General features: G+C 72.7%; 19 protein-coding genes and 2 pseudogenes. 7 read left to right on the top strand and 14 right to left on the bottom strand.

Features of this window, described 5'->3' with window-relative positions; genetic code table 11:
* Nucleotides 1–40 precede the first annotated feature (40 nt).
* The 7 genes from JMF97_RS18370 to JMF97_RS18400 all read right to left on the bottom strand — a co-directional run bounded on the left by JMF97_RS18370 (nt 41) and on the right by JMF97_RS18400 (nt 6,843).
* Nucleotides 41–2,344 carry a HelD family protein gene (locus JMF97_RS18370; protein ID WP_203222665.1) on the bottom strand — a complete coding sequence of 768 codons (2,304 nt, stop codon included), beginning with the start codon at nt 2,342–2,344 and terminating at the stop codon, nt 41–43.
* 212 nt (nt 2,345–2,556) lie between these two features.
* Complete coding sequence (locus tag JMF97_RS18375; RefSeq protein ID WP_013734499.1) at nt 2,557–2,868, bottom strand: antibiotic biosynthesis monooxygenase family protein; 312 nt, start codon at nt 2,866–2,868, stop codon at nt 2,557–2,559.
* Entirely contained in the window at nt 2,865–4,118 is a 1,254-nt protein-coding gene (locus JMF97_RS18380; RefSeq protein ID WP_203222666.1) for a beta-ketoacyl synthase N-terminal-like domain-containing protein, read from the bottom strand. The genes JMF97_RS18375 and JMF97_RS18380 overlap by 4 nt, the downstream gene beginning before the upstream one ends.
* Entirely contained in the window at nt 4,115–5,389 is a 1,275-nt protein-coding gene (locus JMF97_RS18385) for a beta-ketoacyl-[acyl-carrier-protein] synthase family protein (protein WP_203222667.1), read from the bottom strand. The genes JMF97_RS18380 and JMF97_RS18385 overlap by 4 nt, the downstream gene beginning before the upstream one ends.
* Nucleotides 5,386–5,784 (bottom strand): cupin domain-containing protein, encoded by a 399-nt coding sequence (locus tag JMF97_RS18390; protein WP_203222668.1) that lies wholly within the window; start codon nt 5,782–5,784, stop codon nt 5,386–5,388. The genes JMF97_RS18385 and JMF97_RS18390 overlap by 4 nt, the downstream gene beginning before the upstream one ends.
* Complete coding sequence (locus tag JMF97_RS18395; protein ID WP_203222669.1) at nt 5,777–6,511, bottom strand: SRPBCC family protein; 735 nt, start codon at nt 6,509–6,511, stop codon at nt 5,777–5,779. Before JMF97_RS18395 ends, JMF97_RS18390 begins: the two co-directional genes overlap by 8 nt.
* Complete coding sequence (locus tag JMF97_RS18400) at nt 6,508–6,843, bottom strand: TcmI family type II polyketide cyclase (RefSeq protein ID WP_013734504.1); 336 nt, start codon at nt 6,841–6,843, stop codon at nt 6,508–6,510. The genes JMF97_RS18395 and JMF97_RS18400 overlap by 4 nt, the downstream gene beginning before the upstream one ends.
* A gap of 394 nt (nt 6,844–7,237) precedes the next feature.
* On the opposite strand from JMF97_RS18400, the gene JMF97_RS18405 reads away from it, so the two are divergent.
* The 5 genes from JMF97_RS18405 (at nt 7,238) to JMF97_RS32380 (ending at nt 12,156) form a co-directional block, all read left to right on the top strand.
* Nucleotides 7,238–8,044: an AfsR/SARP family transcriptional regulator gene (locus JMF97_RS18405; RefSeq protein WP_013734505.1), complete on the top strand. Its 807-nt coding sequence runs from the start codon at nt 7,238–7,240 to the stop codon at nt 8,042–8,044.
* Nucleotides 8,045–8,164: 120 nt separating this feature from the next.
* Nucleotides 8,165–8,515 (top strand): TcmI family type II polyketide cyclase, encoded by a 351-nt coding sequence (locus tag JMF97_RS18410; protein ID WP_043721276.1) that lies wholly within the window; start codon nt 8,165–8,167, stop codon nt 8,513–8,515.
* 12 nt (nt 8,516–8,527) lie between these two features.
* Nucleotides 8,528–9,877, top strand: a complete 1,350-nt coding sequence (locus JMF97_RS18415; protein WP_203222671.1) for an FAD-dependent oxidoreductase — start codon at nt 8,528–8,530, stop codon at nt 9,875–9,877.
* Nucleotides 9,878–10,107: 230 nt separating this feature from the next.
* Entirely contained in the window at nt 10,108–10,995 is an 888-nt protein-coding gene (locus JMF97_RS18420; protein WP_307816972.1) for a helix-hairpin-helix domain-containing protein, read from the top strand.
* Between the two features lie 579 nt (nt 10,996–11,574).
* Nucleotides 11,575–12,156, top strand: coding sequence for a low temperature requirement protein A (locus tag JMF97_RS32380; protein WP_412101358.1), 582 nt, complete (start codon nt 11,575–11,577; stop codon nt 12,154–12,156).
* A gap of 98 nt (nt 12,157–12,254) precedes the next feature.
* On the opposite strand, the gene JMF97_RS18435 is transcribed toward JMF97_RS32380, so the two are convergent.
* From JMF97_RS18435 to JMF97_RS18455, 5 genes are all read right to left on the bottom strand, one after another.
* Nucleotides 12,255–13,853, bottom strand: a complete 1,599-nt coding sequence (locus JMF97_RS18435) for a hypothetical protein (protein WP_203222672.1) — start codon at nt 13,851–13,853, stop codon at nt 12,255–12,257.
* A 182-nt stretch (nt 13,854–14,035) separates the two neighbouring features.
* Entirely contained in the window at nt 14,036–16,129 is a 2,094-nt protein-coding gene (locus JMF97_RS18440; RefSeq protein ID WP_203222673.1) for an APC family permease, read from the bottom strand.
* A gap of 70 nt (nt 16,130–16,199) precedes the next feature.
* Nucleotides 16,200–16,610, bottom strand: a complete 411-nt coding sequence (locus JMF97_RS18445; protein ID WP_203222674.1) for a hypothetical protein — start codon at nt 16,608–16,610, stop codon at nt 16,200–16,202.
* Between the two features lie 258 nt (nt 16,611–16,868).
* On the bottom strand, nt 16,869–17,639 hold the full coding sequence (locus JMF97_RS18450) for a DUF5995 family protein (protein WP_013734513.1): 771 nt from the start codon (nt 17,637–17,639) through the stop codon (nt 16,869–16,871).
* A gap of 105 nt (nt 17,640–17,744) precedes the next feature.
* Entirely contained in the window at nt 17,745–20,615 is a 2,871-nt protein-coding gene (locus JMF97_RS18455; protein ID WP_203222675.1) for a helix-turn-helix transcriptional regulator, read from the bottom strand.
* A gap of 197 nt (nt 20,616–20,812) precedes the next feature.
* Between JMF97_RS18455 and JMF97_RS31355 the strand changes: the two are divergent.
* A pseudogene (locus JMF97_RS31355) lies at nt 20,813–21,976 on the top strand (adenylate/guanylate cyclase domain-containing protein); the annotation flags it as partial.
* 762 nt (nt 21,977–22,738) lie between these two features.
* Here JMF97_RS31355 and paaI read toward each other — a convergent pair.
* Nucleotides 22,739–23,101 (bottom strand): annotated as a pseudogene (gene paaI, locus JMF97_RS31360) (hydroxyphenylacetyl-CoA thioesterase PaaI); the annotation flags it as partial.
* Between the two features lie 214 nt (nt 23,102–23,315).
* Between paaI and JMF97_RS18465 the strand changes: the two are divergent.
* Nucleotides 23,316–24,074 (top strand): class I SAM-dependent methyltransferase, encoded by a 759-nt coding sequence (locus JMF97_RS18465; RefSeq protein ID WP_203222677.1) that lies wholly within the window; start codon nt 23,316–23,318, stop codon nt 24,072–24,074.
* 57 nt (nt 24,075–24,131) lie between these two features.
* Here JMF97_RS18465 and JMF97_RS18470 read toward each other — a convergent pair whose 3' ends face one another.
* Nucleotides 24,132–25,349 carry an MFS transporter gene (locus tag JMF97_RS18470; RefSeq protein WP_307816974.1) on the bottom strand — a complete coding sequence of 406 codons (1,218 nt, stop codon included), beginning with the start codon at nt 25,347–25,349 and terminating at the stop codon, nt 24,132–24,134.
* Nucleotides 25,350–25,384 lie beyond the last annotated feature (35 nt).

Genomic DNA, 25,384 nt, shown 5'->3' on the forward strand with positions numbered 1-25,384 from the left:
GGCCACGGGGGTCGTCACAGGTTGCGAACGGGTGAACGCGCTACGTCAGCTCGACGGAGTCGGCGTCGCGCAGGGCGACAGGCAGTGCGTCGTGGTGCAGGACGACCAGGGTCGCGACGGCTCGGGTCAGTACGACGTAGAGCCGGTTCATGCCGCGCGGTTCGGCGGCCACGATCTCGGCCGGCTCCACGACGATGACGTGGTCGTACTCCAGGCCCTTGACCAGGCTGGCCGGGACCACCGCGACACCGGCGGCGTCGATGAGCGGGGTGATCGTCTCGGTCCGGTCGTCGGCGGCGATGACGGCAACGGTCGCGTCCTGCGGCGCCTGCTGGAGTTCGCTGCGCAGCGCGGCGTGCAGGTCGTCGACCCGGCGTACGGCGAGGGTGCCGCCGGGCCGGTACGACCGGGTCGGCGCGATCCCGGGGGTGAGGGCGCGGGCCGCGTACTCCGCGATCAGCGCCGGCACCCGGTAGCCGGTGTGCAGCTCCAGGGTGCGGATCTCCCGCTTGCCGATCCGGGCGAGCAACTGCGGCCACGACTGCGCCGCCAGCGGATGGGTCGCCTGCCCGAGGTCGCCGACCACGGTCATCGAGGCGTACTCGACCCGGCGGGCGATCATGCGGCACTCCATCGGGGAGAGGTCCTGCGCCTCGTCGAGGATGACGTGCAGGTACGGCTCGTCGTCGGCGGAGTCCTCCTCGACCTCCTCGATCGGCAGCGGTTCGGCCAGCACCGGCACGTAACCCTCCTCGCCGTGCGGGTCGAAGCCGTCGGCCCAGCCGACGACCTGGTGCCCCTCCCGCAGGATGACCGCCTCCGCCCAGCGCTGCGCGGCGACGATCGCGTCGTTGTCGATGCCCGGTCCGGCGAGCGCGAAGGGGGTCGACAGGTGGGGGGCGTACAGCTCCCAGCCGTTGCGCAGGCCGCAGCTGAGCACGAAGGTCGCCACGGTCCGGGTGCCGGTGGTCAACTCCCGCAGCCGCCACTCGGGCTCGGGCGCCTGCGGTGCGGCGGGCGGGCGGCCCAGCAACTCGGCCAGTTCGTCCAGAAGCGGCACGTCGTCGACGGACCAGTCGGGCCGGTTCCGGTACGTCGCGGCCAGTGTCTCGGCGTCCTCGGGGTCCAGACCGACCACCCGGGCGGGGTCGGTGAGCCAACGCAACACCTCGGTCGGGGTCAGCGGGGGCCACCAGGCGCGACGGAACCGGCGGAACTCGGCACGGTCGCGGACCTCCTCGGCGAAGAGCTTCCGGTCCAGGTGCTTGCCGTCGACCTCCTGCCACAGGGTCTCCAGCAGGACAGCGGTGACGGTCGGTGCGGCGGCGTTGGGTGTGGTGCCGTCCGCTGCGCAGCGGGCGCGGATGCGACGGCGGGCCGTCGCCAGGTGCCGCGCGTCGAGCGTCAGCGGCTGGCCCGCGTACACCAGTCGGAGCCGTTGCGGCGCGGTCGGCGGTGGCTGCCAGATCAGCTCGGCCAGCACGTCACGCATCCGGTCGTCGCCCTTGATCCGGGCGACGGCGGCGCGGTCGCGGCGGGTGGCGGTCACCCCCTCGACCAGCTCGCCGAGGGCCCGTAGGTGCACGCTCTCCTCGCCGAGGGAGGGCAGGACCCGGCTGATGTAGCGGGTGAAGACGGTCGACGGGCCGACCACCAGGATGCGGCCGTCGGTGAGCCGGCCCCGGTTGGTGTAGAGCAGGTACGCCGCTCGGTGCAGCGCGACCTGCGTCTTGCCGGTCCCGGGCCCGCCGGTGATCAGGGTGACGCCCCGGGCCGGGGCCCGGATCGCCTCGTCCTGCTCCCGTTGGATGGTGCCGACGATGTCGCGCATGTGCGCTCCACGCGAGCGCCGCAGCGCGGCCAGCAGCGCCCCTTCGCCGAGCACCCGCAGCTCACCGGCCTGGTCGGGGGTGAGCACGTCGTCGTCGAGGTCGATCACCTTCGGCCCCTGGCAGAGGATGACCCGGCGGCGGATCACCCCGAGCGGGTCGCCCGGCGTCGCCCGGTAGAACGCTGCGGCGGCCGGGGCCCGCCAGTCGACCAGCAGGGGTTCGTGGCCGTCGCGTACGCCCAGGCGGCCGATGTGGAAGGTCTCGCCGTCGTCGAAGTCGAGCCGGCCGAAGACGATGCCCTCCGCCTCGGCGTCGAGCGACCGCAGCCGTACGGCCGCCCGGTGCACCATCGCGTCCCGCTCCACCAGTCCGGTGGCCGGGCCGCCGGCCGCCCGCCGATGCCCCTCGCCGGCGAGTTCGTCGGCCCGTTCTCGCGCGCCCTCCAGCAGCTCGTAGACCCGGTCCACGACCACCTGTTCGGCAGCGATCTCCTGTCCCCTGACGTCAGCCATGCCCGCCCCCGCAACGCACGATGATTACCGGGTGAGCCTATGAGCCGGCCTGGGGACAAAAATCATCAATCCGGACGATCTGAACGGGCATGGCGACCCGTACACTGAAGATGGCACGGACAAGCAGCCACTTCCTGGCCGCCTCGTCGGGGGGACAGCTTGTCGATCGTGCAGCGCGGCGATGCGTTCGGTGTGAACTCGTACCTGTCTGCTCAGACCGGGACCGGGGTCTGCGCGTGCACGTGGAAGCGCAGCGACCGGGCGTCGGTGAAGCACTCCCGCATCGGCCGGACCAGATCCCGATGTTCCGGGCTGCGTTCCCACGCCTCGAAGTCGGCCAGGCTGGCCCACTCGCTGGTGATCAGCCACTGCTCCGGGTCGGTGGCCGAGCGGCACACCTGGTCGACCAGGTGCCCCGGCACCCCGTCGGCGACCAGGTGCCGCACGGCCTCGTAGGCCCGCAGGAAGTCGTCGGTGCGTTCGGTGGGTACCCGGACGAGGAAGACGACCCGTCCTCGCGTCATGGTTGGTCCTCTCCGGCCGGTGCCGTCCCCCGCAGCACCAGCGCACTGTTGAAACCGTCGAAGCCGCGCGCGCAGACCAGACCCACCCGGGTACGCGGGCGGCGGCGCTCACGCAGGAAGTCCAGTTCGCAGCCCTCGGCGACCTGCTCCGGGCCGGCCGAGGGGGGCAGCGTGTCGTGCGCGAGGGCGAGCAGCAGGGTCGCCACGTCCAGCGCCGAACCGCCCTGGTGCGCCCGCCCGGTGAGCGCCTTGTGGGTGCTGACCGCCGGCGCCGTACCGGCGAAGACCGCCCGCAGCGCGCTGGCCTCGGCCCGGTCGTAGCGGGCCACCCCGAGCGCGTCGGGCACCACCAGATCCACCTCGTGCGGCCCGACGCCGGCCCGGTCCAGGGCCAGCCGCATCGCCCGGGCGTACTGGTGGGGGTCGCCGGCGCTGTCGGCGGTGGTGTGTGCGGCGTCGTGGGTGGCGCCCCAGCCGGTCACCTCGCCGTAGCCGCGGACCCCCCGGGCCCGGGCGTGCTCGTACTCCTCGACGACGAAGACCGCGCCGCCCTCGGCGGGCAGATAGCCGCTGGCGGAGACGTCGAACGGCAGGTACGCCCGCCGCGGGTCGTCCACCGCGCTGAGCAGGCCGGAGCGCAGCTGGCAGGCCAACGCGTACGGGCTCAGCGGGCATTCGGTGGCCCCGGCCAGCACCACGGAGGCGCCCCGCCGGATGGTGCGTACGGCGTGGGCCAGGCTGTCCAGCCCACCGGCCGACTCGGCCACCAGCACCCCGCACGGCCCCTTCGCCTGGTGCGCGATGGACAGTTGCCCGACACTCGCCGCGTAGAACCAGGCGATCGACTGGTACGCCCCGACGGTGCGGCTCGGCGACGACCAGAGCCGCTGCAGTTCCCGCTGCCCGAACAGGTTCCCGCCGGACGAACTGGCCAGGGTGACCGCCCAGCCGTACGGGTCGGCGGGGCGCTCGGGCAGGCCGGCGTCCCGCAGGGCCAGCCGGGTGGCCGCGAACCCGAGGTGGGTCCAGCGGTCGGTCTGCACCAGGACCCGGTTGTCGGTGTACCGGGCCGGGTCGAAGTCGGGCACCTCGCCGCCGAGCCGGGTCGGGTAGTCGGCGGCGTCGAACAGGGTGATCGGGCCGGTACGCCGCTGACCGGCGAGCACCGTACGCCAGTGCGCCTCGGCGCCGACACCGCTGGGCGCGACCACGCCGATCCCGGTCACCACCGCCCGCCGACGCTCGTTCATGCCGTGACCTCCCGGGCCAGGCGACGGAACAGCATCGCCGACTGGAAGCCGCCGAAGCCGCTGCCGACCGACAGGGCCACGTCCACCGGCACCTCGCGTGCCTCGTTGGGCACGTAGTCCAGGTCGCACTCCGGATCCCGGGTCGTCCAGTTGGCGGTGGGCGGCACCACCCCGTACTCGATGGCCAGCGCGCAGGCGGCCATCTCGATGGAACCGATGGCGCCCAGCGAGTGCCCGACCATCGACTTGATGGAGCTGATCGGCACCCGGTACGCGGCCGGCCCGAGCGCCCGTTTGAACGCGGCGGTCTCGTGCCTGTCGTTCTGCCGGGTGCCGGAGCCGTGCGCGCTGATGTAGGAGATGTCCTGCGGTGCCAGTCTGGCCTGGCGCAGCGCGTCGGTGATGGCCAGTCCCATCTCCACGCCGTCGGGGCGCAGGCCGGTCATGTGGTAGCCGTTGCTGCGGCTGGCGTAGCCGGCCACCTCGCAGTAGACGTGCGCGCCGCGGCGGTGGGCGTGCCCGGCCTCCTCCAGCACCAGCACCGCCGCCCCCTCGGCCAGCACGAAACCGTGCCGGTCGGCGTCGAACGGGCGCGACGCGTGCGCCGGGTCGTCGTTGTCCGGGCTGGTCGCCCCGATGGCGTCGAAGGAGGCGACGGTGACCGGGGAGATGGGTGAGTCGGCGGCGCCGGCGAGCACGATGTCCGCCTCGCCGTCGGCGATGAGCTGGTGGGCGTAGCCGATCGCGTCGATGCCGGAGGTGCAGCCGGTGGAGATCACCTGCGCCGGGCCGTGCAGGCCGTGCGCGCAGGCCACGTCGGCGGCCAGGCTGCTCGGCACCAGCGCCTGGTAGAGGTACGGGCCGCCGAGCCCGGCGTCGACCAGCCAGTGTCGACCGCTGTCGCTGACCGTCACGTACTCCTGTTCCAGGGCCATGGTGCCGCCGACGGCGGTGCCGAGCACCACGCCGGTGCCGTCGCGCTCGGCGTCGGTCAGCTCCAGGCCACTGTCGGCGATCGCCTCGGCGGCGCAGGCGAGCGCGAACTGCACGTACCGGTCGGCGCGCCGCCGCCGGTCCAGCGGGATGCCGGCGGCGTCGGGGTCGAAGTCGCACTCGGCGGCGATCTGCGAGCGGAACGGCGTCGGGTCGAAGAAGCTGATCCGGCGGGTGGCGGTGCGCCCCTCGGTGATGGTCTTCCAGAACCGGTCCCGGGTCACGCCACCGGGGGCGACCACCCCGATGCCGGTCACCACGGTCCGTCGGCCGGTCACGACCCGTCCCGCTGTTCGACCAGCTCGGTGTCGACGTGGCCGAGTTCCGGGCGGGGGGCCAGGGGACCGAGGTGGAAGACCACCTCGGCGGGTACGTCGCCGGTGTTGCGCAGCCGGTGGCGGACGTTGCGGGCCACGAACAACGCCTCACCGGCGGTCAACGCGACCGGCTCGTCGTCGAGGTCGACGGTGATCGCACCCCGGGCGACGTAGAGGAACTCCTCGCTGTACGGGTGGTAGTGCTCCGCGATCCGCTCCCCCGGTGCCATGGTCGCCACGCCCATGAACCCGGAGGTGCTGCCGACGGTGCGCGGGCCGAGCAGGACCCGCAGTTCGCCACCGCGACGGCGGTCGGCGGGCACGTCCCGCGCGGCGACCAGAGCCAGGTCACGCATCGTCGCCTCCGGTGGCCACGGCGGCGGGCTGGACGCCGGCCAGCCGTTCGATCCGTTCCTTGATGACGGCGAGCTGCACCTGGCTGTTGGTGTTGATCCGCTCGGTCATCCCGGCGTTGTCCACCGGCGCGGTGGGTTTCATCGCGAAGTCCTGCACCCAGGTCATCCGGACCCCGTCCGGTTCCTCGGTGTAGGTCCAGTGGATCCGCATGTACTCGAACGGGCCGGTCTCCACCCGGCGGGCCCGTACCTGCCGGCTGGCCAGGTCGGGGGTGCGTTCGCTGACCCAGCTCCAGGCCACCCCGTTCTCGTCGGGATGCATGGTGAGCCGGAACCGCACGGTGTCGCCGTCGGTGTCGAGGATCTCGGCCCGGGCGTACTCGGTGAACAGGTCGGGCCAGCCGGCCACGTCGTTGGTGACGGACCAGACCAGTTCCAGCGGCGCGGCGATGACGATGCTGTTCTCGGTGTGCCCGGGCGGGTCGGCGCGGCGGGAGATCAGGTCGGCCACGGCGGGGATGCTCAGCCGGGCGGCCTGCTCGGGGATGCGCACCCGCCACCGGTCGGCGACGACGGCCGTCAGTTCGAGCAGCGCGAGGGAGTCCACCCCCAGTTCCTCCAGGGAGGCGGCCGGTTCGCGGGCGGCGGCGTCCGGATCGAGCCCGCAGTTGGTCACCAGGATGTCGGTGATCTCCTCGGTCAGCGAGCGGCCGTCGGTGACGGTCATAGTTCCCTCCTCGGTTCGGCGTCGAAGCGGTAGAAGCAGCGGGCCATCGCGTCCCGAGGCGAGCGCCAGTCAGGCAGGTACGGCGTGATGTACGGACGCAGCCGGGCGCTGATCCGCCGGAACTCCGGGTGGTCGCGCGCCGCCTCGACCGCGCCGTCGCCGGGCGTGTCGGTCTCCAGCAGGTGTACGTACAGGTCGTGCAGCCGGTACAGCGACCGGTGCGCGACGCCGACGAGGTGTGGCAGTTCGGTCGTGTCGGACTCGGCGAAGATCTCGGCGACCGCGTTCTCGGCGGTCGGGACCACCTTCGCCACGATCAGCGTTCGGTCCATGTTGTTTCCTCTCCACGGGCCGTTGCCGACCCCACCCGGTGTCCGGGTCGACTCTCGACACAATCCGCCCCGGGCCGTCACCCGCGCGTCACCGACACCCTCCGCCAACCCCATCCTCGGTGACGCTGCGTTGACGCAAGCTGTGGCCCAGCTGTACGACCCCGAACCTGAGCATCGCTACGATTAGCCAGTTCAGAGGCGTTTTCAAAGATGACGTACGAGTTACGTATCCGACAGGCGTGTTGACCCAGAGTAACTGGGATTGATAACCTTCACGACGGTCCGACCCGGCTTCGCGCGCGGTTGCGCGATGTTCGCAGTCGACAGTGGCGTCGTGGCGGCCACGCCCGGGCCCGGCCATACCCGCAGACAACGCCTTGCGCAGGGGGTGCCCGTGGCCGATTCGCCCACGCCGACCACCGGGAAGCTCCGGGACGCCGAGGTCCGACTTCATCTGCTCGGCGGTTTCCGACTGACCCACGACGACACCCCGGTGGTGGTGCCGCGTGGCCTGCAACGAGTCATCGCGCTGATCGGGCTGCGGCCCGCGACGACCCGCACCCACCTGGCCGGCCTGTTGTGGCCGGAGACCACCGAGGAACGGGCCCTGTCGTCGTTGCGGACCGCGCTGTGGCGGCTGCGTCAGGACCCGTACTGTCCGTTGGCGACAAACGCCGACACGGTCCGCCTCGATCCGGCGGTGCAGGTCGACGTCGACAAGCTGGTCGACACCGCCGGCCGGGTACGCGACGGTCAGACGCCGGCCGACGCCGCGCAGGCCCTCGCCGCCGGGCGACACGACCTGCTGCCCGGCTGGTACGACGAGTGGGTGTTGACCGAGCGGGAACGGTTGCGCCAGCTCAGATTGCACATGCTGGAGCAGGTGGCCGGTCACCACCTGGTCGCCGGACGGCACGGCGAGGCGCTCGACGCCGCGCTGGAGGCGATGGCCGCGGAGCCACTGCGCGAGACGCCGCACCGGCTCGTGGTGCGGATCCACCTCGCCGAGGGCAACGCCTTCGAGGCGGTGCACGCCTTCTACGTCTACCGCGACCTCCTGCTGCGCGAGCTGCGACTGGAGCCCTCCCCCGCGATGAGCGCCCTGCTCGACGACACCCTGGAACCGATCCGCCGCGCCAGCCAGGCGGCCTCGACGTCACGTCGGTACCCGGCGCTGCGGTCGACCCAGCAGGGCGGTTGAGCACGCTGACGACGTCACCGGATCGACGGTCGACGTTGACGGTCAGGTGACAGGTCCGCAGGCAGGGTGACAGGTGCGTCCGGCGAGGCAGCCGGCGCGACCACCGGTGAGAGGGGACCGATGAGCAGCCGTCTCGTTATCGTCAGCAGGATCATCCCGGGCGCGGAGGGTCGGGTGGCGCAGATCTTCGCCGAATCCGACGCGACCGAACTGCCCGGCCTGACCGGGGTACGCCACCGCTCCCTGTACTGCCTGCACGATCTGTGTGTACACCTGATGGAGACCGAGGACGTCGGTGCCGACGCCCTGGCGACGGCCCGCAACCACCCGCTCTACCGCCAGGTCAACGAGCGGCTCTCCGCGCACACCTCGCCCTACCTGCCGACCTGGCGCTCGCCCCGCGACGCCATCGCCAACTGCTTCTACCGCTGGGACGGCGCGGACGTTCCGGCACCGCGTGCGGCCAGCTGACCGGACGGCACAGTGGTCACCCGGACACCGCACGTCCTGATCATCGGCGCCGGCACGGGCGGACTCTGCCTGGCACACGGGCTTCGTCGAGCCGGCATCGGCGTCGAGGTGTACGAGCGCCATCGCACCCGGGCGGACGGGCTCCTCGGCTACCGCGTCGGGATCGGCCCGACCGGCAGTCGCGCCCTGCGCGACTGCCTGCCACCCGAACTGTTCGACATCTACCTGGCTACCTGCGCCCGATCGCCGCGCTACTTCAACGTGCTGGACCAGAAGCTGCGGCCCACGGCGTCGTTCCCGCTGCGTCCGGACACCCATCCGGTCGACACCGAGCGGTCGGTGGCGCGGATGACGCTGCGCCAGGTGCTGCTGACCGGCCTGGAGGACGTGGTGCACTTCGACCGCACCTTCACCCGGTACGAGCAGCACCACGACGGCACCGTCACCGCCCACTTCGCCGACGGCAGCACCGCCACCGGCGACCTGCTGGTAGCGGCGGACGGCACCCAGTCCGCGGTACGCCGCCAGTACCTGCCGCACGCGGTGATCCGGGACGCCGGCACCATCAACATCGCCACCCGGATTCCGCTGACCGACGACACCCGGGCCCTGCTGCCACCGGCGGTGCAGCGGGGCATCTCGCTGATCTTCGGGACCGGCGGGATGATGGGCGTGCTGCACGTGATGGAGTTCAAGTGGGACGCCGACGGTCGACTCAAGCCGGACGTCGACCCCGCCGATGCGGCGCTGCTCGCGGACTGGCCGGGACTGCGGCACGACAGCACCCGCGACAACATCAACCTGGTGGTCTGGAGCACCGCCCGACGCTTTCCCGAGGACGTGATGCGTCGCCGGGGGTCGGAGTTGATCCAGGTGGCGCTGGACCTGACCGCGAACTGGCACCCGCGCCTGCGCGAACTGCTCCGGCAGGCCGACCCGGAGAGCGCGCTGCCGATCCGGGTGTCCACATCGGAGCCGGTGCCGCCCTGGCACAGCAGTACGGTGACCCTGCTCGGCGACGCGATCCACACCATGACACCGGGCCGGGGCGTGGGCGCCAACACCGCGCTGCGGGACGCGAACCTGCTGCGCCGTCAACTGATCCTCGCCGCCGCCGGTGAGAAGTCGCTGGTGCAGGCGGTGGCCGACTACGAGGCGGTGATGGTGCCGTACGGCTTCGCCCGGGTGGCCGACTCGTTGGCGCGCAGCGGCACCAGCGGCGACGACCGGATGTACAAGCCGGTGTTCGGTCGGCTGGCCCTGCTCGGCGCGCGGGGCTACTTCCGGGTCACCAGCCGGGTGCCCCGGCTGCGGCGCAAGTTCGTCGACGACTTCTACACCTATCGCGGCGAGGAGGACTGAGCCGGCAGACGACCTCCACGCGTACCGACGATCCCGGCGCCCGCGACGGCGCCGGGATCGTCGGCGTTGCCGGGCGGGCACCCTCCGTTCCGCCGTGGGCACCGCTGGTAGCCCCGGTCGCAACGACACGGACTGTTACCTGACCTGCCTGTCGCCCACGTCCTTGGTATGCGAAGCTTCGGCGAGTTTTTCTCGCCACGATCCGGACGTGAACTTCAGGGAGGTTTGCCGTGATCGACTCCGTCGGCAATTGGCTGATACTGCTCGTGGTGCTGTTGGTGGGCCTGGCCGGGGGCTGGGTGCTGCTGCGCAACCGCCGTGGCGAACCGCCCGCGTCGACGCACCCCACCACCAGCCCGGCGCCGGTGCCGGCGACCCGCCAGCCCGCCGAGACCGAGCAATCGAGCCCGGGCGGCCAGCCCGCGTCGTCGGAGCCGACACCCAGCGTGTCCGCCGAACCGGTCGCCACGACCGACGCCGCCACCCCTGTCGCCACGATCGATGCGGCCGAGCCGGTCGCCACGACCGACGCCGCCGCCCCCGTCGCCACGATCGATACGGCCGCGCCCGTCGCCACGACGAGCGTCGCGGAGCCCGACGGCGCGACGGAGATCCCCGAGGCCACCACGACTGACGTCTCCGAGCCGGTCACCACGACGGACGCTGCGGTGTCCGCCGGCACGACGGCCGCGCCCGAGTCGGCACCGGCGGTGTCCGTTCCGGACGGTCCGGCGGAGCAGGCGGTCGAGGAGACCGCGTCGGCTCGTCCCGCCGTGGCCACCCCGCCGGTGCGGCGCAAGGCCACCACGCCCCGCCCGCGCACCCGGGCCACCCCGGCGGCCACCACCGACGAGGCCCCGGAGGCCCCGGCCGCCCACGCCCCGGCTCTCGACGGCACCGACGCCGTCGACGACTTCCGGCGGATCCAGGGCGTCGGGCCGAAGATGGCCGCCGCCCTGCACGGCGCGGGCATCCGCACCTACCAACAGCTGGCGGAGCTGGACGAGGCGACGCTGCGGGACACCATCCGGGGTGCCGGGCTGCGGGCCACCGCCAGCCTGGTGACCTGGCCACAACAGGCGAAGATCCTGGCCGGCCAGTCCGACGACACCGCCTGAGTGACACCTGCCGCACCCGGTGCGGCCGACACCGCCTCACGTAGACGCTGCGCCACCGGTGCGGCGGCGCCCCGACCGGAGCGCCGCCGCACCGGCGGTTTCGGCCACGGCACGTCGTTCAGGGCATCGATGGGTGATTGGGGCATGTGGGGATGAAGTGGCGGTTAGGGTCGGAGTGTCGACACCGCAGGCCCGACCAACACAGTCGGTAGTCCAGGATCCCCCCGTGCCGTTGCCGCAGGATCCCGCGCGCTCGTCACGTGTCCTCCGCAGCGCGACAACGCCCGCGCGGGTGACCCTGCTGGAACTCTTCTTCGACCTCGTCTACGTCGTCGCGCTCGCCCTCATCTCGCACGACCTGGCTGAGAATCGTCATTCCGGCGTTGCGCCACCAGCAGCAGCTCCGGCAACGGCCGATCCGCACGACTGTGTGGTTCGCGGTGTCGGCCGTGCCATGGATCGTCGGGGCCACCGTGGACGGCGACGCCCGGTTGGCGCTCTGGTCACTCGCCCTGGTCATCGACTTCCTGGGTCTCTGGCTGGCCTATCCGGTGCCCGGCCTGGGCGTCCGCCAGTCTGGTGATCGCCTTCATCACCACCCTGTTGCTGTGGCAGATCTACGTGTACAAGGCCGGGGAGCTGTTGCCCGGCTCCATCAAGGCCGCACGCTTTCCGGGCCGCTTCCTGAAGTCCGCGCCCTTCACACATCTGCTCATGGTCGCCGGGGTGGTCGTCACCGCCGCCGGATTCAACCTGGTGACGCACACCCTGCCGCCCCGTACCCCGCCGTCCTGGTGCTGGCCGGGGTGGCCCTGGCCGACGTCCGGCGCAGCCGCGGTCGCCCGCCCGAGGTGCCCTCGCCACCGTGGTAGCCCCCGGCCGTCGTTAGTGGGAGAGCGCGACGGGGTACATGGCCGGGACACCCTGCTAGCACCCCCGACCGTGGAGGAAGCCATGCGTGGCACGTCGATATTCGGAGTCCTCGTGGTGATCTGGCTCGTCATCGGCGCGATCGCCGCGGGTCAGCGCGGCTACTACAGCGACGAGGAAGCCAACTGCGCCGAGGTCGGCACGATCCTGGTGACCATCGCCGCCGGTCCGCTCAACTACGTCGGCGCCAACCCGAAGGTCGACTGCGAACTGCCCGAGCCCTCGCAGTGACCCGGTACGACGACGCTGCGTCCAGCCCCTCGCACGGCCCGGTCGTCGAGACCGGGGCGGCCGGAGGCCGAACGCAGCGTCGTCGGGTTGCTCCTCGCTCAGCGGAAGCAGTGCGCGACGGGAACCTTGCTGCCCAGGCAGTTGGTGGGGCTGTTGTCGACGACGATGCTGTCATCGTCGATCTTGATCTGGGCCCGCTCGGCCTGGATGCCGCCGGCCTTGACCGTGGACCGGTTGCCGACGATCAGGCTGCGGTACACCGAACTGGTGCCGGCGGTGACGAAGAGCCCGGCGCCCTGCGACTTCTTGCCGACCGCCTCGTTGCCCTTCACGTCGGTGCCGCGCACGAGCAGGTTGGACTTCGCGGCGTAGACGCCACCGCCGTTGCCGCGCGTGGTGTTGCCACTGATCACGCTGTCGTCGATCGGTAGCAGGCCCTGCACGGTGGAGATGCCGCCACCGGCGACGGTGGCGAGGTTGTCCCGGACGGTCAGCTGACCGAGCACCAGCACCGCGTCGGAGTTGGCCAGGCCACCGCCGGTCTGGGCGCTGTTGCCGGCGACCAGACTGTCGAAGACCTTGGTACGGGCCGAGAAGCTGGCCAGTCCGCCACCCTGCGCGGCGTTGTTGCGGACGAACGTAGAGGAGTACACGTCCCCGGCGGCGCGGAAGTTGGCCAGCCCGCCGCCGTAGCTGACGGCGCTGTTGTGCCGGAACTCGGTGCGGTACATGCTCATGACACCACCGTTGAGCAGGCCCCCGCCCTTGCCCTCGGTGCCGGCGGCCCGGTTGCCGACCAGCGTGCTGTCGCTGATGCGCAGGTTGCCGTCGTTGAAGATGCCGCCACCGCCACCGTCGGCGGACAGCGACGTGCTGTTGGCGACGGTGACCCGTTCGACCACGGCGGTCGCGCCGTGCACGATGTGGATGCCGCCACCCTCGGCCTTCGACCGGCCGTTGAGCAGGGTCACGTCGCGCAGGGTGAGTTCGCCGCCGTCGCGGACGGTGAAGAAGCGGAAGTCCGGCGCGTGCACGCCACGGGAGATGGTCGCGCCGGAGCCCTCGATGGTGATCGCGTGGTAGATCACCGGCAGGCCGGCGGTGTCGTGCGCCGGGTTGCGCGGCGGCGCCTCGGCGTCACCCGGGTTCTCGGCGGCGTCGGCGGCCTCCCGGGCGTCGCGGATCCCACCGTCGTACTCGTCGGCCTGCTGGAAGGCGTGGGTCAGGGTGTACGTGCACTTGTCGGCCAACCGCAGCAGGCCGCCGCCCTCGGCGTTGACCCGGACCAGCGCGGCGATCAGCCGCGTGGAGTCACAGGGCACCTGCACGGCCTTGTGCTGGGGCGCACGCCCGTTGCCCCCGCTACGCCGGCCCTCGGGTTCGTCGGGTCGACCGTTTCCGGGCCCGCCGCGCTGCGCGTCGTCGGGACGCTGCCACTTCTTGTCCCGGTCCTGCTTGTCCCGGTCCTGCTTGTCCCGGTCCGCCGATTCGGCGTCCCAGGGTCCGTTGTCGGCGGCGAGCGCGGCGGGCCGGCCCGGGGCCGGCGCGGGCGTGTCCCGGTCGATGGCCGACGCGGCAGCGCCGCCGAGACCCGCCACCGCGGCCACCAGGCTGCCGGCCGCCAGCCCGCCGGCCAGGTACCAGGGCGTTCGGCGCCCGCGTCGGGCCGGTTGTCGGCCCCCGAGGTACGTGGACATGAGGGTTCCTGCCTCTCGTGTGTGCGAAACAGAGCCGCGCCGAATCGGGCGCGGAGCGGCTGACCTCGCGGTAGCCACCAGAGGCAACGTACGACCAACAAAGGGCCGAAATCCGGCATAAGTGAATAAGTACGCCTTTCGCCTTCATGTTGCTGTCCTGGCCGCGAACCGGACCGGAGGGCTCAACCGCCGACGTGGATACCGGGACGGCGGGAGGGATCGGGCTCGGACTTGCGCAGGATCTCCCGGACCACCGGCGGCGTGTCGCCCCGGCCCAGGATCAGGTACCGCAGCAGATGCGCGATCGGGTTACCCTCCGACCACTCGAAGTGCGCGTGCGGACGTACGCCGGTGGCGTCGCGCAGCGCCAGCAGGACCGCGGCGATGGCGTTGGGCGCGGCCGGGCTGCTGGCCCGCAGCACCCGGTAGCCGCCCACCTCGACCCCACGGACCCGCAGCACGTGCCGGAACCCGGACGGGTCGACCACGTCGATCTCCAGGAACAGCACGTCGGTCGCGCCGGGCACCGGGTTCTGCCCCCGCTGCGCCCGTTCCTTGATGGTGTACTCCTTGACCGCGCCGCTGCGCCGCTTGTGCGCGATCACGTGCAGCCGACCGTCGTGGGCCACCGAGTCGGCGATGAACCGCCGCGCCGCCTCGTCGAACTCCACCCGTTCCGCCCGCAGCTCGGTGGTCCGGCTGACCCGGGACACCAGGGAGACGGCGATGATGCCGAGGATGAACAGGCCCGAGATGGCGATGCCGTCCGGCTTGGTCAGCACGTTCTCGGCCAACGCGTACAGCAGGACCAGGGTGAGCACGGTGAAGCCGGCGGCGGTCGCGCGCTGGCGACGGCCGAGCGCGGCGATCGCCACCGCGACCGCGGCGGAGACCATCATCGCCAGGATCCCGGTGGCGTACGCCCCGGCCTGCGCGTCGACGTCGGCGCGGAAGAGAACGGTCAGGCCGATGCAGATCACCGTGTAGACGATGACCACCGGCCGGATCGCCCGCGCCCAATCCGGCGCCATGCCGTACGACGGCAGGTAGCGCGGCACGATGTTGATCAGACCGGCCATCGCCGAGGCGCCGGCGAACCACAGGATCAGCACGCTGCTGAGGTCATAGACCGTGCCGAACGCCTCGCCGACGTGCTCGTGGGCGAGGTAGGCCAGCGCCCGCCCGTTGGCCGCCCCGCCCGGGGCGAACTCCTCGGGCGGGATGAGCAGCGTGGTGACGAAGGTGGTCGACAGCAGGTACACCGACATGATCAACGCGGCGGCGGTGAGCAGCCGTCGGGTGTTGCGGATCCGGGCGGCCAACCGGGTCTGCGCGTCCGGCCCCTCCCCCGCGACCAGCGGCATCATGCTCACCCCGGTCTCGAAGCCGGAGAGTCCCAGCACCAGCAGCGGGAACGCCAGCGCCGCGGTCAACGCCAACTGCCCCGGTCCGCCGCCGGCGGTCAACGCCGTGGTCCAGTCGGTCAGCACCCGGGGGTCACCGGCGATCTCGACCAGGGAGACCACCACGATCACCGCGTTCAGGGCGAGGAAGACGGCGACCAGGGGTACGGCCACCGCCACCGCCTCCCGGAACCCGAGCAGGAACACCCCGCCCAGGATCAGCAGCAGCACCACGGTCACCACGACCGCGACGGTGGTCCCGCCGAACGCCGCCGGCAGGTACGGGTTCTGCAACATGTGCACGGTGGCGTCGGCCGAGGAGAGGGTGATCGTGATGATCCACGAGGTGGCCACGAAGCCGAGCAGGATCAGCACGAAGATCTTGCCCCGCCAGAACGGCAGCAGCCGTTCCAGCATGGCCACGGAGCCCTGGCCATGCGGGCTGTCCCGGGCCACCCGGCGGTACATCGGCAGCATGCCGAACAGGGTCAGCACCACGATCAGCAGGGTCGCCAGCGGGGAGAGCGCCCCGGCGGCCAGCACCGCGATGCCCGGCAGGTACGACAGGGTGGAGAAGTAGTCGACGCCGGTCAGACACATCACCCGCCACCAGGCATGCGACCGGGAATGCCCCTCGGCGGTCTCCGGACCGACCGGCTGCACCTGGTGCATGAGCAGCCACCGACGCAGCCGGCTCGGCGGCACCGCCGGACCGGGCGGACGCACCGCCACGTGCTCGGGCACGGCGACCCGTCGACCGGCCCGCTCGCCCGGCCGGGTCGGGTCGCGGGCGGCACGCAGCGCGGGCTCGGGTGTGCCGGACAGCTTCCCCCGGCGGCCCCGGCCACGTCGCGCTCTGGTCCCGTCCCCCATGTTTGGCCCGCCCTCCCCCACTCACTGCCCCGACCGTAGGCGGTCGCCGAACACCACCTCGACAAAACGGTCAAAGCCGGCCGACACCGCCGTCGGGTGCCGCCGCGAGGGCGTGGGCCAGGGCGTCCGGATCAGTGACGGTCACCGTCATCGCAGGGTGGCGCAGCCATCGGCCGGGCAGCAGGGCCGGCACCGGTCGCCCGAAACGGATACAGAGTCCCCGCGCGGTGCTGCTGCCGAAGGTGACACCGACGTCGGCGGCCGACAGGTGCGGGCCGATCGCCCGCCACCAGCGGTACGGGCCGCTCTCCTGGACCCCGGTGACGTTGTCCCGGGTGGTCCGCAGCCGCCAGGGCCCGAAGCGCACCGTGACCTCGTCGGCGTCGACGTCGACCCAGGCCGTCGACGGCCGGACACCGAGCAGGGCCAGCACGGGTCGCCACGGTGGATCGAAGCGGAACTCGAAGCGTCGCCGGCTCATCCGCGGGCTCCCCGGCCGGCACGGTCTCCCGGTCGGGCGGGACGTGCCGGGGCGGAGGGGCGAGGTCGGGGCCGTGCTGCGGGACGGCGCCGGGACACAGCGGTCATGGGTGCGGCGTACCCGCAGGAGGCCGGCCGACACCCCCCGGGCCGGCCGACCCCCTGCTCCCCCCTGGTCCGATCCTGGCGATGCCCCCCGGCTGCCGGACCGCCCCCGCGCCCCGCCCACGGGCCGGGCGCGGGGACCCCCCGTCCCCGGCTACTGCAGAAACGCCCCCAGGGGCGAGAGCAGCAACCGACCGAGCGCCGCGGCCGTTTCGTCGAGCCGCTTACGCTCGCGTTCGTGTAGGTGCGGGTCGTGCCGGCACCGCCAGACCCGCTGTGCGTTGCGCCAGGCGACGTCGCGCGTGTATCCGATCAGTTCGCCCTGGTACCAGTCGTCGATCTCCCCGTTGAGCATGTCGATGAGCAGCTGCCACCGCTCCAGGTAGCCCCGGCGCAGACCGGGGATCTTGTCCGCGAAGATCTTGTTGATCTCCAGGTAGTCGCGGTGCTGGTCACTTCCGTCGACCGGCTCGGACTCCAGGTGGGCGAAGGTGGTGACCAGCGCGAACGGCAGGTCGAAGTTGATGTGCGCGTTGACTCCGGCCGCCGCCGAGGGCAGCGGCCGGGCGTCCGGGCCGCGCATCCGCTCGAACAGACAGGACCAGGCCTTGGGCGTGCCCGGGCTGGAGTCGGTCCACAGCCGCAGCGCGTCGAAGTAGCGGGCGGCGAACTCGACATCCAGTCGGGACAGGAAGGCCGGGTCGACGAACCGGTCGGCGTACAGGCCGTCCAGCACGCTTGTGGTGATGGTCAGGTACAGCTTGTTGAAGTCGGCCAGCGGGCAACTCTCCAGCAGCGGAGGCAGCCGGACCAGCATGTCCTGCAGCTTGGTCAGGTGGTCGACCACCGCCGGCACGTCCGTCGGGTGGTCGGCGAGCAGGTCGACGATGTCCCCGTGTATCGGCCCCCAGACCCGCTCGCTCATGTCGTCCTCCACGCTGATCGTCGCCGCCGCCGTGCCCTTGCGGCGCCGGGCTCAGCCTTTCAGGAGGGCCCCCGCACGACATCAGTAGAACTACCTATCCGACACCTACGCCTGACTACGTAGGAAGATGGCACTGGCCTGGACCCGGGTACGTACCTGAAGCTTGTCGAAGATGTGCGACACGTGGACGCCGATGGTCCGTTCGCTGATGTACAACCGCTGGCCGATCTCCCGGTTGGTCAACCCCTCGGCCACCGCGGCCAGGACCTCACGCTCGCGGGCGGTCAGCGCGGCGAGTTCCGCGCCACCGTCACCGTCCGGCTCGCGTGCCCCCAGCGGGCCGGCGTCCTCCAGCGTCACCCGGGCACGACCGGCGAGGGTACGGATCTCCTCGGTCAACGGCACCGCGCCGAGCCCCTGGGTCGTCTGGTACGCCTGCCGCAGCAGCTTGCCCGCCGTGGCGGTACGCCGCCGACGCGCCAGCAACGCCTCCGCCTGACGCAGTCGCGAGTACGCCGCCGGATACGGATGGTTGCGGTGGTCCCACTCCGCGGCGGCCCGCGCCCACAGGTCCGGATCGGTCACGTCGAGCCGGCTCACCTCGGCGGCGCAGAGCGCCAGATAGCCGTCGACCACGTCGCGTACCGGCTGGGCCGCGCGCACACTCTTCTCGGCCACCCGGTCGACGATCTGCCGCAACCGGCGCACCGCGTTGTCGTCGACGGGGGTGCGGCTGGCCTTCGCCTCCGCCTCGGCACGCAGACCGTGCCAGACCAGCACCGCGACGATGACCAGGTCGTCGGAGCGGGTCTCGGTCAACCCCCGCTGCACCGCGTGCCGGGCCACGTCGTGGCGGCCCTGCCACATGGCCAGCCCGGCCCGCAGGGTGAGCAGCGGAATCACGTGCCGGGCACCACCACCGGCCAGCATGGTGGCCACCGCGTCGAGGTCCCGGTCGGCCGCCTCGATGTCGCCGTAGCCCACCGAGAGGCGGCACCGGGCCAGCAGCAGCTCGACCGCGTCGGTGCCGGAGGGGCGATGTCGCAGCGCCGCCGCCACCACCTTCTCCGCCTCGGCCCACTGCCCGACCCGGAACAGACCGTTCGTGGCGATCGCCAGCAACCGGGTCTCGTAGCTGCGACCGAGCCCCAGCTCGGCCACCCGCTCGGCGCCCCGGCGGGCCACCACCACCCCCTCCTCCATGCGGTTCAGCGGCCCGGTGAGCAGCTCGGCCAGGTGCAGATAGGCCAGCGCGACGTCTTCGGGCCGGCCGGCGCGTTCGGCGGTCGCCAGCGCGCGACGCAGCACGGCCAGCCCGGCGTCCGGATCCTGGCGGTACGCCTCGGAGAAGCCCAATGCCATGCTGGCCAGCACCACCTCCGTGGTGGCGTCTTCGGCCTGTTCGGCCAGGCTCAGCGCCTCCTTGGCCCACTGGCCGGCGTCGGCGTACCGGCCCAGCTGCAGCAGCAGCTCGGCCAGGTGCGCGGCGGCTGTGGCCCGCTGTCGGGAGCTGCAGTCCGCCGCGTCGAGGGCGCGTTGGTACTCCGCCTCGGCCAACGCCGAGCGGCCGGCCGCCGCCAGGTAGCGGGCCCGGCGGATGTGCAGCTCACAGGCCGTCTGATCGACGTCGATGGCGGCCAGCTTCTCCAGCAGGGCCAGCGCACGGGCGTACTCGCCGCAGTGGTGGGCGGCCTCGGCCGCATGCCTGAGCAGCGTCGCCCGTTCCGCGTCGGGCAGCCCTTCGGCCAGCTCCACCGCGACCGACCAGTGCCGGTGCGCCTCCGCGTAGCCGTACAGCCGCTCCGCCTCCTGCGCGGCGGCCACCGCCGCCGGCAGCGCCCGCTGCGGTTCGCCGGCCAGCCGCCAGTGGTGGGCCAGCCGGGCCTGGTGCAACTCCCCCGGCGCGGCGGTCAACGCCTCGGCGTAACGGCGGTGCAGCAGAGCCCGCTCGGCGGGCAGCAGCTCGTCCTCCAGCACCTCGGCGACGAGTCGGTGCCGCAGCCGGTAGCCGTCGTGGGAGCTGACCACCAGCCGGTGGGCCACGGTCGCCCGGATCGCGTCCAGCAGGTCCTGTTCGGGTAGTCCGACCACCTGGGCGAGCAGCCAGTGGTCGACCGGTTCCACCCCGGCGGCCACCGCGTGCACGACCCGGTGCGCCGGCTGCGGCAACGCGTCCACCCGGGCCAGGAAGACCTCGCGCAGGGTGTCGGAGAGCCCGTCACGGCCGTCCCGCAGATCCCGGGCGAGCTCCTCGACGACGAACGGGTTGCCGCCGCTGCGCTGACACAACCGCTCGACCGCCTCGGGAGGCAGCGGCCGACCCACCACCGCGGCGGCGAGCTGCTCGGCGGCGGCCCGGTCCAGCGGGGCGAGGTCGAGCACCTGCACCGAGCGCAGTCGACGCAGCTCGGTGAGCACCCGGCGCAGCGGATGCGCCCCCTGCAGGGACTCCGAACGCACCGCCGCGAGCACCGACAGCTGAAGGTCGCCGAGGCCGGCCAGCAGATACAGCAGTAGTTGCCGGGTCGTCCGGTCGACCCATTGCAGGTCGTCGAGGACCAGCACCACGGGCCGGCCGCCGGCGATCACGCTCAACCCCCGGGCGACGCGCTCCAACAGCGCGCCCGCGCCGTCCGGGCTCGCCGCGTCCTCGGCGAACATCGCCAGCAGCGCGCGGACCGAGGCGGCGGCGGCCGGAGGCAGGTCGACGTCGAGACGACGCAACGCCTGCCGCAGCGGATGCAGGGGTGAGGCGTCGCCGATGTCCAGACAGGAGCCGGTGAGCACCAGCGCACCCGCGTCGCCCAGCCGTTGGCCGAGCTCGCGGAGCAGTCGGGTCTTGCCCACCCCGCTCTCACCGGTGAGGAAGACGGCAGCCGTGCTTCCCGGCGCCACATCGTCGAGCAGCGCGGCGCGCGCCGTCGCCACCAGGTCGGCCCGACCGACGAGCGGTGTGCTGTCCACGTCGCTGGCCATGGCTCGCAGCCTAGTCACAGCCGCCCTTCCCGTTCTACCGCCGCCGCACCCCTGTCCCCCACCTCGCGTCGACATTGCGACCAACCGGTTGCGCCCGGCCGACATACGTCGTTCTGCCGATCCGCCGGTCAGACCTGCGGTGACAGTCTCCCCGCAACGTCGACCCACGCGGGGAGAGGCGGGTGCGTCCGATGCCAATGTCCACCATCGTCCGTGCTTACGGACCGACCAGCCGATTGCGCTGGTCGGTGACCGAACAGCGGCGGACCGTCACCGTGCTCTTCGTCGACATCGTCGGGTCGACCCGGCTGGTCGACCGACTCGACCCGGAGGATGTCCGGGCCCTGCAACGTGTCTACTTCGGCACCGTCGCCCGGGTACTGCGCCGCTGGGACGGGGCGGTGGAGAAGTACGTCGGCGACGCCGTGATGGCTCTGTTCGGCGCGCGCACCGGTGACGGGTGGCAGGCGTACCGGGCGGTGCGGGCCGGCCTGGAGATCCAGCGGGCGCTCGACCGTCGTACCCCCACCCTGGCCCCCGGGCTGCGGGTGCGGGTCGGGGTCGCCACCGGCGAGGCGGTGGTGGACCTCGGGATGGGGCACGACGGCGGGCACGGCGTGGCCAGCGGCGCGGTCATCACGCTGGCCGCCCGGTTGCAGGGGTACGCGCCGCACGGCGGGGTGGCGCTCTGCGCGGCCACGCACCGCGCCGTCGCCGGCCTGATCGCCCAGCAGCCGATGCCGGCGGTGACGGTGGCCGGCAAGGACGTGCCGATCGACATCTGGCTGGCCACCGGCACGCTGCGTCCGGAACTGCCCCCGGCCGACAGCCCGCTGCTCGGTCGACGTCGCGAGCTGGCCGTCGCCCGCGAACGCCTGACCGAGGCGGTACGCGGAACCGGTCCACGGCGGCTACTGCTGACCGGGCCGCGCGGGGCGGGCCGCAGCCGGTTGCTCCGCGAACTGATCCGCAGCACTCCCACAGTGAAGGGTGCCGCGGTGCGCTGGTGCGTGACGGCCTGCCCGCCGTACCCGGACGGTCCGCTGACTCCGCTGGTGGACCTGCTGCGCGGGCTTGCCGGGGTCCGCGACACCGACGACGCCGCGACGGTACGCCGCCGCCTGTCCGCCGCCCTGCACGGACAGGTGTCGGCGCAGTGCCTGGCGGCGACGACAGCTGCGGTGACCGGTGCGCCCGGCATCACCGGCGTCCGAGCCGCGGCCTGCTGGCGGGAGGTGCTGCTGAGCCTGGCCCGGCGGCAACCGGTGGTGGTGGCCGTCGACGATCTCGACCGGGCCGCGCCGGCGCTGCGTCACCAACTGAACCTGCTGCTCGACCAGGCCACGGCCGACGGCCTGCCGCTGGCGCTGGTCGCGACCGGGACCGACGAGGTCGCCGGATGGGCCTCGGTGCCGTTGCGTCCACTCGACGCGGTGACCACCGGCCGGTTGCTGCACCGGCTGCTGCGCCGAGCCGGACGGCCGATCTCGCTGGTACGGCACCTGATCCCGCTCGTCGGCGGCAACCCCGGATACGCCAGGGCGTACGTGGACGCGCTCGACGGCGACGCGCCAGCCCCTCCCCCGGTGCCGGAGAGCGTGCGCCGGATCGTCGACGCCCGGCTGGACCGTCTCGACGATCCGCTGCGGGTCGCCCTGATGGCCGCGACCGCCTCGCCCCGCTGCTCGGCGACGCAACTGGCCCGCATGGTGGGCTGGTCGACGGAGCAGGCGGAACGGGCGCTGGCCGACCTGACCGGGGCGGGTCTGCTCGTGGCGCTGCCGACCGGCGGGCACCGGTTCGCCGATCCGGTGCTGGGCCAGGTCGCCGCCGCCCGGCTGACCCGCGCCCTGCAGGCCGCATTCGCCCGCCGGGCCAACCTCGCCACGGTGGCCAACCGGACCGGCATCCCCGCGGAAGCCGGTCGGGCGGGCATCGCCGGGGAAGCCGGTCGGGCCGGTATCGCCACCGGGACCGGCCAGGCGGGCGGTGCGGCGGAAGCCGGCCGGCCGGAGGAAGGGCGTGCGGCGGGGCGGGTTCGGGCCGGTGGGTCAGCCTCGGCGGCCGGCGGCCGCTCCGGCGCTGGACTGCTCCGACGGGTCGGGTCGGGCCGGGCCCGGGCGCAGGGATCGGCTGTGGCCCCGGAACTCGGCCACCACCTGCCCGTCCTCGCGGGTCACCGTGACGTCGTAGATCCCGCTGCGCCCGTACCGGGTGCGTTCGGTGGCGCGGGCGAGCAGCAGGTCACCCTCGTGCGCCGGACGGACGAAGGTGATCTCGCCACCGGCGGCGACGGTCACCGGCCCGTGGCTGTTGCAGGCGAGCGCGAAAGCGGTGTCGGCGAGCAGGAACACGAAACCGCCGTGGGCGATGCGATGTCCGTTGACCATCTCGGCGGTGATCCGCATGCGGGCCACCGCGGCACCGTCCGCAGCCGTGATCAACTCGATGCCGAGCCGGTTCGAGGCCACGTCGGCGTCGAACATCTCGTGCGCGGCGGTGCGCTGCGGTTCCACCTGACTCCTGAGGCCGTGCGGTCGGGCGGGCCCCGCCCTCGGGCGACCATGTTATCGCCGGTGGCAGGGGCCGTCGGCATCCGCCGACGGCCCCAGGATCATCGCCCCGCCATTCTCTCTCTATTGCAAATCCTTGGCAACAACTCTGGACAGAGTCCGTGAGATGTAAGTAGCGTGTCCGGCCATGAGCACTTACATCTCCGATATCGACGCCTGGCAGGAGAGCTGGGACCGACAGCAGGAGGCGTACCTGCCGGATCGGGAGCAGCGCTTCGCCGCCATGCTCGACGCGGTCGACGCCATCCGCGACACCGCGCCGCCCCGGTTGCTCGACCTGGCCGGGGGCACCGGCACCATCTCACTGCGCGCGCTGCGCCGCTTTCCCGACGCCGAACTGACCCTTGTCGATCTCGACCCCGCCCTGCTCGCCCTCGCCACCGCCACGCTCGGTGACCGGGCCCGCATCGTCACCGCCGATCTCGGCCGCCCCGACTGGCACACCGCGCTGCCCCACCGGCACTACGACGCGGTGCTCACCGCCACCGCGCTGCACTGGCTGCCGGCCGAGCGGTTGGCCGATCTCTACGCCGAGGTGCGTGACCTGCTGCGCCCCGGCGGCCTGCTGGTCAACGCCGACCACATGCCCGACGACGGCCTGCCGGAGCTGACCGGGCGGCTGCTGGCCCGGGCGCGACAACGCCGCACGGCCCGGCACGCCGCCGGCGCCGCCCTGTCCTGGTCGCAGTGGTGGCAGCAGGCCGAGCAGGACGAGACGTTGGGCCCGCTCGTACGCCAGCGCCAGGCGATCTACCCGACCGGTCACAGCCCGGAGTGGAATCCGCCCGTCTCCTGGCACCTTGCCGCCCTCTCCGCCACCGGCTTCACCGAGGTCGGCACCCTCTGGCGCGCCGGCCCCGACGCCGCCGTGGTCGCCGTCCGGTGACCGACCGATCCTGGTACGAAAGCGCTTGGAGCGGCGGTTTCGTACCAGGATCTCGACTCAGCGGGCTGGGGGGCGGGCGGCGGGGATGAGGGCGAGGGTGGGAATCAGGAGAATCGGTACGACCAGCAGGGCGTGCAGGGTGCCGATCTGGTCGCCGAGCATGCCGAGCAGGGGTGGCCCGGCCAGGAAGGCGGTGTAGCCGATCACCGCCACGACGCTGACCCGGACGTGGGCGTGTTCCTCCTCGTCGGCGGCGGCGCTCATGCCGACCGGGAAACCCAGCGAGGCCCCCAGGCCCCACAGCAGCACACCGAACACCGCGATCGGGCCGGAGCCGGCCAGCACCGCCGTGGCGGCCCCGACGATGGCGAGCACGATGGTGACGGTCAGCACCGGCGTCCGTCCCCACCGGTCCAGGGCCACCGTGCCGAGGGTGCGACCCACCGTCATGCCGGCGACGAAGAGGCCGAAGACCGCCGCGCCGGCCGCCTCGCTGAAGCCGTACCCGTCGATGAAGGCCACCGCGAGCCAGTCATTGGCGCTGCCCTCGGCGAAGGCCACCGCCAGCACCAGCAGACCGATGAGCAGGGTGCGGGGCTCCCGCCAGGCGGCGAACAGCCGACGGCGACGGTCCGCCGCGGTGGTGGGCTCCGCCTCCGGCTCGACCGCCAGGAAGGCCCGCACGGCGAGCAGGGTACCGACCAGCACCAGCGCGGCCAGCACGGTGAGGTGCAGGGCGATCGACACACCCAGCCGGGCGGCGCCCGCACCGATGCCGGCACCGGCCACCCCGCCGAGACTCCACGCGGCGTGGAAGCGGGGCAGCACCGTACGCCCGAGTCGCCGTTCCACGGCCGCGCCCTCGATGTTCATCGCGACGTCGCAACTGCCGGTGCCGTAACCGATGGCGAACAGGCCCAGTGCCACCCCGGGCAACGATTCGACGACACTGGCCGACACCCCGGCGACGGTCAGCCCGATCGTCAGGATCAGCGTGGACAAGGCCACCGCGCGGGCCGTGCCGAGGCGCTGGGTGACCAGGCCGGCGGTGGGCATCGCCACGATCGAGCCGGCGGACATGGCCAGCAGGAGCAACCCGAGGCGCCCCGGGGTCAGGTCGAGGCCGTCACGGACCGCCGGTACCCGGGCGAACCAGGTGGCCACGGCCAGCCCGTTGAGCGCGAACACCACCGCCACGCCGTTGCGGGCGGCCAACACGGTACGGGACGGGCCGGAGCTGATCGGCGGGGCCGTGGGGATGGCGCTGGGATCCACCTGTTCGCGTTCCTCTCCTGGTGCTGACCTTCGCC

The organism is Micromonospora fiedleri, assembly GCF_016774385.1.
GTDB classification, from domain to species: Bacteria; Actinomycetota; Actinomycetes; order Mycobacteriales; family Micromonosporaceae; genus Micromonospora; species Micromonospora gifhornensis.

What these genes read in the sequence shown, in the direction of transcription:
- JMF97_RS18380 (WP_203222666.1), bottom strand. Translation starts at nt 4,118, where the DNA reads ATGAACGAGCGTCGGCGGGCGGTGGTGACCGGGATCGGCGTGGTCGCG.
- JMF97_RS18435 (WP_203222672.1), bottom strand. Translation starts at nt 13,853, where the DNA reads ATGTCCACGTACCTCGGGGGCCGACAACCGGCCCGACGCGGGCGCCGA.
- JMF97_RS18375 (WP_013734499.1), bottom strand. Translation starts at nt 2,868, where the DNA reads ATGACGCGAGGACGGGTCGTCTTCCTCGTCCGGGTACCCACCGAACGC.
- JMF97_RS18445 (WP_203222674.1), bottom strand. Translation starts at nt 16,610, where the DNA reads ATGAGCCGGCGACGCTTCGAGTTCCGCTTCGATCCACCGTGGCGACCC.
- JMF97_RS18465 (WP_203222677.1), top strand. Translation starts at nt 23,316, where the DNA reads ATGAGCACTTACATCTCCGATATCGACGCCTGGCAGGAGAGCTGGGAC.
- JMF97_RS18400 (WP_013734504.1), bottom strand. Translation starts at nt 6,843, where the DNA reads ATGGACCGAACGCTGATCGTGGCGAAGGTGGTCCCGACCGCCGAGAAC.
- JMF97_RS18395 (WP_203222669.1), bottom strand. Translation starts at nt 6,511, where the DNA reads ATGACCGTCACCGACGGCCGCTCGCTGACCGAGGAGATCACCGACATC.
- JMF97_RS18370 (WP_203222665.1), bottom strand. Translation starts at nt 2,344, where the DNA reads ATGGCTGACGTCAGGGGACAGGAGATCGCTGCCGAACAGGTGGTCGTG.
- JMF97_RS18390 (WP_203222668.1), bottom strand. Translation starts at nt 5,784, where the DNA reads ATGCGTGACCTGGCTCTGGTCGCCGCGCGGGACGTGCCCGCCGACCGC.
- JMF97_RS18455 (WP_203222675.1), bottom strand. Translation starts at nt 20,615, where the DNA reads ATGGCCAGCGACGTGGACAGCACACCGCTCGTCGGTCGGGCCGACCTG.
- JMF97_RS18450 (WP_013734513.1), bottom strand. Translation starts at nt 17,639, where the DNA reads ATGAGCGAGCGGGTCTGGGGGCCGATACACGGGGACATCGTCGACCTG.
- JMF97_RS18440 (WP_203222673.1), bottom strand. Translation starts at nt 16,129, where the DNA reads ATGGGGGACGGGACCAGAGCGCGACGTGGCCGGGGCCGCCGGGGGAAG.
- JMF97_RS18410 (WP_043721276.1), top strand. Translation starts at nt 8,165, where the DNA reads ATGAGCAGCCGTCTCGTTATCGTCAGCAGGATCATCCCGGGCGCGGAG.